Source organism: Nocardia amamiensis NBRC 102102 (assembly GCF_001612745.1).
Taxonomy (GTDB): Bacteria; Actinomycetota; Actinomycetes; order Mycobacteriales; family Mycobacteriaceae; genus Nocardia; species Nocardia amamiensis.
Window position 1 is genome coordinate 1 of the sequence record NZ_BDBA01000167.1, and the last position, 8,038, is coordinate 8,038.

Sequence of the window (8,038 nt, forward strand, 5' to 3'; positions counted from 1 at the left end):
CGACGGCTCGCCGAGGCGGCCGAGCGCCGTCCCCGGGAGGGCAGCGAGCGCGAGCACGGGCGGCTTCCGCCACAGGACCTCCGGAGTCGGGATCGGCGCCATGGCCATCGCATCGACCTCGACGTCGGTGCGCGTCTGATCAGCGTCGATCTTCAGGAACACGTCGCCGACGCGCAGGGTCGCGCGCTCGTGATGGGCGACGACGACCTCGACTTCTCCCACGTCGGCCATTATCGCGGGAATGACCACCAACGTCGCCGGGTTTTTCGCGTGCAAGTGACAGGTCGGCATCGCCGAGTGAGCGTCGAAAGATGGCCTGTAATCGGCATGTGCGCGTGTTGAGTTGTTATGCGCCCGAAGCTATGTAGGCGGCGAGGAGAGCTGCCGGTGAACCGGGCCAGGTAGGCCGCGCTGGCCAGCCGCAGTACGAGATCGTCCCCGGCGAAGGTGACGTCGAGTCCTGATGAAGTACTCATGCTCCACGATGTCCAGAACACGACCCAAATTCGCTCGGGTTGCGGCAAGAGCGGATGTTGGCGGACCGTGCGGTTGGCGCGCGGCCCTATACGCCGGTCTGGCCGTCGATCCGCTCCCGGATGAGGTCGGCGTGCCCGTTGTGACGAGCGTATTCCTGAATCATGTGCGTGAGAATCCAGCGCAGGCTGTAGCGGTCGCCCGTTGGCCGATGTACACCAAAAGTGTCGAGCGACTCGCAGGCGTCGGCGGTCTCGCGGGATCGGGCACATGCGCTGTGCCACAACCGGAGTGATTCGTCCGAGTCAGCGTCGTCGACGTCGAAGTCAGTGCCGTCCGGGGTGTCGGCGTGCCAGTACATGAACGGGGTATCCGTGCCGGACAGGATGCGGGTGAACCAGCCCAGTTCGACATCGGTGAGATGGCGGACGAGTCCGAGCAGCGACAACCTCGACGGCTGGACGGGGCGCAGGCGAAGCTGGTCGGCGGTGAGTCCGGAACACTTCCGGGCCAGTGTTTCTCGATGGAATTCCAGGACGCTGGTGAGCGTCTCGCGTTCACCGGCAAGCTGGTGCGTCTCAGTCGGTTGCGTCGATTCCACTCGTTCATGATGCCGGGTTCGCGCGAGTGCTGACGAACATCCGCACGTCGGCAATACCGCGCATTCTCACGCAAGTGATGAGAGGTCGGCTGAGTCCTCGACCGGCCCTGCCGTCGACGGGCCCGGAACCGGTTGGGACCTGGACGAACTGCGGCATTCAGGCCTGACCCACCTCGGAGAGGCCGGGGCCAGCCTGCTCGAGCTGATGTCCAAGTCGCGGCATCGCAAGGCCGAGAACCTGCGCCGCTACTTCAAACCGTCCCCGCAGGCGATGCGCGACCTGGCCGCGCTGCTGGGCCCAGGAGCCGAACGGCGGCGTTGACCAGCGACTACGCGATATCCGTTGTTTCGGCGGTTACTACCGGAACCCCGGGAACGGGGACGCGCTGGGATGCGTTTCGATCACGCGCACTCGGGGATGGGCTGACCGGGCTCGACCTCGACGGTCGGCACGTACGGCTTGCCGCTGGAAGTGCTCGCCGGGCACAGTCGGACCACCGCCGGTCCGGGACCCGCGCGGTTGCCGCTGTTGTCGAAGACGATGGGGCCGCCCGCGCCGGGAACCGAGAGAACCGGTGCGGTGAAGCCGCCGATGGTGATATTGACCTGAGTGCGCTGCACCGTCATTCCGGCGGGAAGCGCTCGCACCGCGGTGGCGATGGTGCTCAGCGCGTCGTAGGCATTGACCGCCCAGCCGTCGGCGATGTGCGCGAGGTCGAAACCCGCTGCGGCGTAAGCCTCTTCGAAACCGGACCACTGCGGATTGCCCTGCTCGGGTCCGTCGGCGCCCGCGACGCGTGTGAACAGCAGCCGCACACGTCCACCGGTGAAGCTGGGCGAGTTCAGCGCCTTGCCGCGCAGGTCCTCCAGACCGGCATCGGATTCGCTGGTGCGCAACCGGTTTCCGTCGGACGTGCTCAGCACAGTGATCGAGGTGGCCGCGCACTGTCCGTTGGTGAACGCCTCATCCAAGCTGTAGAGGAAGCGACCCAGATCGCGTCCGCGCGCGAGATACGCGATCGTCACATGCCTGGTCGCCGCGCAGACACGTCTGGCGGTCTGCGACACGGTGGTCGGCTCCTCGGCATCGAACTTCACCTCCAGCAGATCGCCACCGTACTGGCGGTGCAGGAAGGGCAGCGTCGTGCACGTGTACGGGTCGGATCCGCCGGTGGGGACCATGACGAAATCCGGCCGGGTCGGCGCCACGGCGCCGAGAGCGCGAACCTGCACGGCCACCCGGAAGGCGACCCGATAGAAGTAGTCCTTCCCGACACCTTGCTGGTAGGTGATGTTCTCGTCGCACCGGGTGAAATCGGGATCGTCGGCCGCGGAGCCGTTCTGGTCGAAGCCCTCCGCGGTGACCAGATCCGAGACCATCGGGATCTTCGCGGCGGCAAGCAGGTCGGCGACCTCCGCCGTGGTCTGGTCGCTCAGCCCGACACCCGCGACGGCGACCACGTCACCGCGCTCCGCCAGTTTCCGCGCCACCGCCAGCGCGTCACGGTCGCGCTCGTAGTCCCCGAGATTACCGACGACCAGCCGCATCGGATGAACGCATCCGGTGTCGTTGGCGCGACGCTGACCGACGGCCATGCCTTCCAGTTCGTGCACCGCGCGACCGCCCGCCAACGGGTCGGTCATGGTCAGCAGCACACCCACGGTTACCGGCGTGCCAGGACATTTGTCGGCGGCGGTGCGGTTCTGCTCGGCGATCGCCCGCATGACGTGGTCGAAGGCGGGCAGGCCGAAAGCATAAGGCCCCTCCGACAATCCGACGCACTGACCACCGGCCGACCACGCCGTGGTGCTCGGCCATCCGTCGTTGCAGGTGGCCAGCCGCTGTAGCGGTTCGCGGGCGACGATACCGCTCACGGCACTCACGGCCAGGATCACCACCAGGCTCGAGCGCACCCAGTCCGTCCATCGTCGCGGCATGGGCCTGCGTCGTCTCGGAACTATGCCTGCCCAGTAACGCGACTCCACAGCGGGCTCCTCATCGAGATCGGGTCAGCGGAAGCGGCGCGCGCGGTCGTGATAATCATTGGCGCGCAAGAGAAACGGACTTCGGTCGGTGGCGTGGTCGGCGAGCCGGTCGTAGCTGTGCGCCACCCGAGAGCAGAGGAGTTCCCTGCGCTCGTCGGTGGTGATGCGCAGATCCGTTTCGATCGCGGGCACCACCGCGAGCAGGACCGAGATGTGCTCGCTGCTGCTGTTCGCGTGGTCGCCGCCGTCGATGAGGACGGCATCGGGCCTGCGCGGGTCGGAGATCGCTACGATCTGGTCGAACAACCGCAACCAGTCCCGTGCCGGCAAGGTCGACAACAGGACGGCCAGTTCGTCCACGATGGCGGCGCTGCCGTACAGCAGGCGAGCGTAGTGCAGCCGCGCCGCGCGGTCGTCGGGATCGACCGCGCGGAGCAGCGTTTCGAATACGAGGTCCCAACCGGGTCGCGTGTCCGTCGACTCGGCGAGTTCGCGTAGTCCCAGTCGGCGCGCGAAAGCGGGCAGCTCGCCGTGCTCGTCCGGACGGGTCCACAGCGTCGGTGACTGGAACAGCGGCGAACGGTCGCCGATCCCGGACGGCAGCAGAGACCGCACGTGACCCGCTTCCCCCTTCGTCCGTGCCGCTGACACCGTGACGAGTGCGTCAAGCAGCCGCTCCTCGAGCTGTTTGCGCGGATGGAGATCGCGAGCGAACATCCCGAGCAGGTGGCGCTGGACGGAGGTCTCCGGTGCTGCCCGTCCGATGCGCAGCAGCCGGTCCAAGTCGTCGGCCGTCCTGGGGTCCTGCCTGATCCGTTCTTGCTTGATCCGATCCAGCACGTACCGGGTTGCCGCGGCATGGCCGCCGGTCAACCGGTAGACCTCCGCGCCGATGCGGTCCGCTTCGATCGAGGTGACGTCCTTGGCCAAGGTCTTCACCTCGAACTCGGACAGATCGCTCAACGCCAACCGCGCCCATGCCGCGCCTGGGCCAGGGTCGAAGCGCTGACCAGGCATCCAGGTCGGCGGAGCGGGCACCTGACCCGCGAGTTCCTCGACCAGCGCACCGGAGCTGGCCGTGACGAGCGTCAGCGGATCGCCCAGCGGCGAACCGGCGGCGGCCATCGCCTTGCGCGCTCGCAACAGCGCTCCGGTGAACGCGACTGCCGCCGGGGCGTCGCCGTCGTCCAGCAGCACGACGACATTCGACGGTCGCCCCACGACTCGCGCCGCGCTCTGCCGCAAGTCGGCGAGGAAGGCGCTGATCATCAGGTCGTCCACGCCGCGCCGGATGGCGGCGTCCCGGCTGGCCGATTTGATCGCGAGTTCGATCAACTCGGCCTCGGCGTCGGCCCGCAGGCCCAGATCCTGGTGGCCGTACCAGGACACGGCAGAACCCCAGGTGATCTTCGTGATCAGCCTGCCGCGGGTGAGCCGGCCGACCACGAGGTTCGACAGATTCTGCGCCAGCGCAGGGGCGATCGCACTCGCGCCGGGCAACGTCAGGTTGGCTGCCTGAGTGCCCGCCAGCCCGACCAGATCACCGATGAAGCCGACCAGTATCGCGCGGTCTCTGTACCGGTTCAGGACGGTGCGCAGATGATCCCGATGCTCGGTCGCCGGAACCACCGCGAAGTTCGCGTTGATCGCGATCTGGGCCACCAGGATTCGTGGAAAAGCCATGGGGAAGCCGGGCATATCCATGCTCAGACCGAGCATCGCCGCGGCCAGCACCGGGCGGGCCGGATTGTATTGGTCGTATGGACGTACCAACGGCCGGACGAGCACGGTCGGGGTCTTTCGCTGCCATCGGTCCAATACCTGCTCGAGCACGGTGGTCCGCCCAGCCCCGCCGTACCCTTCCAGTACCAGCACGGGTCTTCCGGTGTCCTCGGCATTCCCCCTCGGAACCCGCACCAACGTGTCGATCAGTTCCAGCAGCTCGCCGCGCCCCACGATCACCAAGCCTCACCTCCCTCGGGCTCGGGCGCGACTCTAGCAGCGGTGTGCCGATGCCGCTGCGAGACAACCGGATCCGTGATAACCGACGTCAACCTCCGACCGGGGCCGCGAAGGAGCCACGATCGGCGCTGGGCCAAAGGATTGAACCGCCGCCAGGATATGGCGAGCGCGCTCCGCATTGCCGGGCTGCCCCGGAGGGCCGTCACCATCCCGGCGGGGACGACGCCTGGAATATCGCCGCTCCCGTCTTGGACCTCATCGGGCGAGGCGGCTGGCGAACCGCCTAAACGCTTGCGGACGGCTTCATTTGGGCGATGATCGCGGCTCCCATCCAGCGGCGCAGATATCGCCGTAGCTCATCGTCGCTTCGTGGGGGGTTACCCGGAGAGACGAAGAACGACTGCATTGTGCGCAGAACATACTCGACGAGCTCATGTAGAGCCGCGTCGTCGTATCCGTAGTGCTCCCAGTCGACGTCGAAGCGCCGGATCATCGTCATTCCGAAGCTTTGCGCCTCTCGAGAGGTGAGCCCGTCGGTATGGGCGTTCGAGTACGTGCCGGTGAGCAGAATGCCCAGATGCGGCGTGCGGCGCACCTCGGTGAGCGTGTAAACCACACCCTCCGTCATCGCTTCGACCGGGTCTTCGATGCCGCGCACATGGGCGGTCAGTCGATCGAGAAACCCATCGACCGACGCGATCGCCGCGGCCTTCATCAGAGCGTCCGCGCTGGGAAAGTAGCGGTACACCGTCTGACGAATGACGCCGAGGGACTCCGCGACATCGGCGATGCTGATTTCCGCACCGGTTCGCGCGATCAGCTCGACCGCGGCGGCGACAATCCGACGGGACGCTTCCTCGTCGTTATCGGGCGGACTCCCGCCCCACCCGCGCCTTCCTGCCACTGCCCGCTTCCTCGGCTCGAACCATCACGGTCGTACGCGGCCCTCCGCCTGGGAAAGCCCGCCGACTACCCGGATCAGGGGCCTGACGGTACCACAGGGCCGTCCCGTCGCCTGTCGTGCTCTTCCGGGCGAAAACGACGATTCTGATCATACACTTGCTGGCTCATGTGTATGATCAGCGCCATCATGGCCTCGGCGCCTCCCTCACAAGGCGCGCCGACCGGCCCACTTCCGTACGACGAGGTATCGAAAAGTGACCGATCTTCATGTCCGAAAGATGAGTTTCGCGTTCGCCGACTACGACGTGCCCTTCCTCTGGAACCCAGCGAATCCGGCCTTCTCGAGCATGGCCAACGCGGTCTCGTTCCTGGCGATCGGCTTCGAGAAGATGATCGTGAAGATGATTCTGCAAACCAAGCCGCTGATCACCGACGCCGAGGTCGCCGAGGAGGCGGATGCGTTCATGCGTCAGGAAGGACAGCACTCGGCCGCACACCGCCAGCATGTCAAGGCCCTGATCAAGCGCTTCCCAGGGTTGCAGGAGACACTCGACGAGGTAATCGGCGAGTTCGACCGGATCACCAGAGAGACCTCGCTGAACTACCGGCTCGCCTACACCGCTGACCTGGAGGCGACCTTCACGCCGGTGTTCAAGCTGATGCTGGACAACGATTCGACCCTCTTCCGTCCCGGGGACGACCGGGTCGCGTCACTTTTCATCTGGCACTTCGTCGAGGAAGTGGAGCATCGGAGTTCGGCGCTCATCATCTTCGATTCCGTTGTCGGCAGCGATCTCTACCGGATGCGCGTGGCCCCATCCATATTCCGGCACGTCATGAGGGTCATCCGGATCGCCTGCGAAGGGTTCAACAAGCATGTCCCACTGGAAGATCGGAAGATCGATGCGCTGTCGATGTTCGCGTCGTACCGGCGTAAGCAGAGCCTGCGCAGGCGGTTACCGCTGCTCAGTGCCGAGGACCACGGCCCGATGGACCGTGCGTTCGACCATCTACCGCTCGGCGAGCAGCTGACCGCACTGGCCGGAATCGTCCGCAGCCAGTTGCCGAAACACAATCCCGCCCACGAAAAGCTGCCCGCACTCGCCGACGTGTGGTTCGAGCGCTACGACGCCGGCTACGACGTCACGCACTGGTACACCGCCCACGCGGCCACATCGTAGGAGGGTCGATGTCCGATCATTGCGCACCCACCTTCGAGCAGCTCGCGACGGCACTCGGCTTCTCCTGTCAGGAGGCGGGGGGAGTCGTCGAGGTCCGCAACCCGCTGGGGTTGGAGAACTGGACCCTGCCGGTCCTCGAGTTCACCATCGTTCTGGGTTCGGTGCTCGCACTCGTGTTCGCCATCGTGCGCCTGCGCCGGAACGGCGATCCCACCAACCTGGCGCTGTGGTTCGGCGCCACCGCATACCTGTTCATCATCGAACCACCGCTGTACTTTCCCGCGGCGTTCGGCATCGAAGACCACGTGGACACGATGTTCGCGCACAACGTGTTCACCGTGGAGTTCCTGTGGGGCCGGCTCCCGCTGTACATCGTCGCGATCTACCCGCTGATGGCCACGCTGGCCTTCGAAATCGTCAGAATGCTCGGCGTTTTCCGACAGCACGGCGTGCTCGTAGGTGCAGTCTGCGTAGGCTTCGTTCACCACGCGTTCTACGAGATCTTCGACCATCTCGGACCACAACTGAGATGGTGGGAATGGTCGACCGCGAACCCGCTCAACCAACCCATGTTCGATTCGGTCCCGTTGCCGAGCGTGGTCGTGTTCGCCGCTTTGTGGCCGATGTCGCTGGCGCTCTGTGTCCAGTTCTTCGTCGGTCGCCATGTCGACCAGGGGCGGCAATTCTCCGGCCTCCAGTTGGTATGGCGCACAGTCGCGATCGGCATCCTCGCGTCGCTGGGCACGTTCGTCCTCCCGCTACCGGCTACCGTCCTCGGAATGGGGAGCACGACGGTCCGCGGAGTCCTCTATGCGGCGGAACTGGTCGTCGTAACGCTGGTTGCGATTCCGATTCTGGCCCGTCAATGGTTACGGCTGCGCCGGGAGACATCGGATGGTCCCCGATACACGAACAGCTTCGTCCAGTGTTA

6 protein-coding genes and 1 pseudogene are annotated in these 8,038 nt (G+C 65.9%); 2 read left to right on the top strand and 5 right to left on the bottom strand.

The window, feature by feature from the left end; translation table 11 throughout:
- The 5 genes and pseudogenes from NA4_RS27135 to NA4_RS27155 all read right to left on the bottom strand — a co-directional run.
- A pseudogene (locus NA4_RS27135) lies at positions 1 to 231 on the bottom strand (aminoglycoside phosphotransferase family protein); the annotation flags it as partial.
- A gap of 331 nt (positions 232 to 562) precedes the next feature.
- Complete coding sequence (locus tag NA4_RS27140) at positions 563 to 1,075, bottom strand: DinB family protein (protein WP_067476023.1); 513 nt, start codon at positions 1,073 to 1,075, stop codon at positions 563 to 565.
- A gap of 402 nt (positions 1,076 to 1,477) precedes the next feature.
- Positions 1,478 to 2,989 (bottom strand): ABC transporter substrate-binding protein, encoded by a 1,512-nt coding sequence (locus NA4_RS27145; protein WP_218022428.1) that lies wholly within the window; start codon positions 2,987 to 2,989, stop codon positions 1,478 to 1,480.
- A gap of 96 nt (positions 2,990 to 3,085) precedes the next feature.
- Positions 3,086 to 5,026: a hypothetical protein gene (locus NA4_RS27150; RefSeq protein ID WP_157129334.1), complete on the bottom strand. Its 1,941-nt coding sequence runs from the start codon at positions 5,024 to 5,026 to the stop codon at positions 3,086 to 3,088.
- Between the two features lie 280 nt (positions 5,027 to 5,306).
- Positions 5,307 to 5,927: a TetR/AcrR family transcriptional regulator gene (locus NA4_RS27155; RefSeq protein ID WP_067476031.1), complete on the bottom strand. Its 621-nt coding sequence runs from the start codon at positions 5,925 to 5,927 to the stop codon at positions 5,307 to 5,309.
- A 253-nt stretch (positions 5,928 to 6,180) separates the two neighbouring features.
- On the opposite strand from NA4_RS27155, the gene NA4_RS27160 reads away from it, so the two are divergent.
- Both NA4_RS27160 and NA4_RS27165 read left to right on the top strand, forming a co-directional pair.
- The gene (locus NA4_RS27160; protein WP_067476034.1) at positions 6,181 to 7,107 is read left to right on the top strand and encodes a metal-dependent hydrolase; all 927 of its coding nucleotides are present in this window, start codon (positions 6,181 to 6,183) and stop codon (positions 7,105 to 7,107) included.
- Positions 7,108 to 7,115: 8 nt separating this feature from the next.
- Positions 7,116 to 8,038, top strand: a 923-nt coding sequence (locus NA4_RS27165) for a hypothetical protein (protein WP_067476037.1), incomplete at its 3' end; no start/stop codon positions are given.